General features: G+C 35.8%; 1 protein-coding gene. It reads left to right on the forward strand.

The annotated features are described in order from the left end of the window. Positions 1 to 96 precede the first annotated feature (96 nt). Complete coding sequence (locus tag CP368_RS10080; RefSeq protein WP_012845488.1) at positions 97 to 954, forward strand: IS982 family transposase; 858 nt, start codon at positions 97 to 99, stop codon at positions 952 to 954. Positions 955 to 966: the final 12 nt, after the last annotated feature.

Here is a 966-nt window from a genome sequence, read left to right on the forward strand (position 1 = left end):
ACGCGTGGTGCTAGTTAAATCGTTTTAGTTACTAAAAAAGTCCAATCTTGTTAGACTCGACTTGTAAACATAATCATAGAAAAGAGTCTGACTAGATTGAACTATCCTAAGCTTAAGCGTTTTTCTCATCATTTACAAGTTAGTTTTAGCCGTTTGAACATAATTTGTCGAACTTGGTATAAGCTTTACGCTTCTGATGAAATCAAGCATCGGCGAAATATTGCTCAGTGCAAAGTATCTGATAGCTCTATTTTAGCTATGCTTATTTGGCAGGCTTCTCTAGGAATTGAATCTCAAAGAAGATTTTGTGAGCATTTAGTTAATTTATCTCACTCTCGCTTTAATCGCAGAACTCGAATGCTTTTACCATTAATCTACCGAATTCGTCATGTCTTAAATGAAGAAGTAGATTTGTCAGGTGATATTTTAATCATTGATAGCTTTCCTGTTCCGGTCTGTCGGCCCGTTCGTAATTGTCAAGCCAAGATCTTTAGTGATTATGCCAATATAGGTTATAAAGCGACCAAAAAGACATTCTATTATGGATTTAAAGTTCACGCGATTGTTAGTGATGATGGGTATTTACTTGATTATGCAATTACTAAAGCTTCAGTTAATGATGCCAGAGAAACAATAGAATTGCTTGTCAATGCTCAGCCTAAAAATCGTTATCTTCTGGGTGACGAAGGCTATGTAGGCAAAGATCTACATCACCAACTTAAAAAGATGGGCTATATACTTTGGACACCTTATCGAAAGAATATGAAGAACGCTAAAAAGCATAATAACCATTATTTGATGGCACTTAGAAGAACAATAGAGAGTGATTTTTCATTGTTAACATACTATAATGCCGAGAATAATCGAGCTAGAAGTTTAACCGGATTTCAAGAACGGCTTGAAGTCGCCATATTAGCTTACAACATGGCATATTGCCTAGAACGATTTAACTAGCACCACGCGTAT

It is taken from the genome of Lactobacillus sp. UMNPBX17 (assembly GCF_002553735.1).
GTDB classification, from domain to species: Bacteria; Bacillota; Bacilli; order Lactobacillales; family Lactobacillaceae; genus Lactobacillus; species Lactobacillus gallinarum.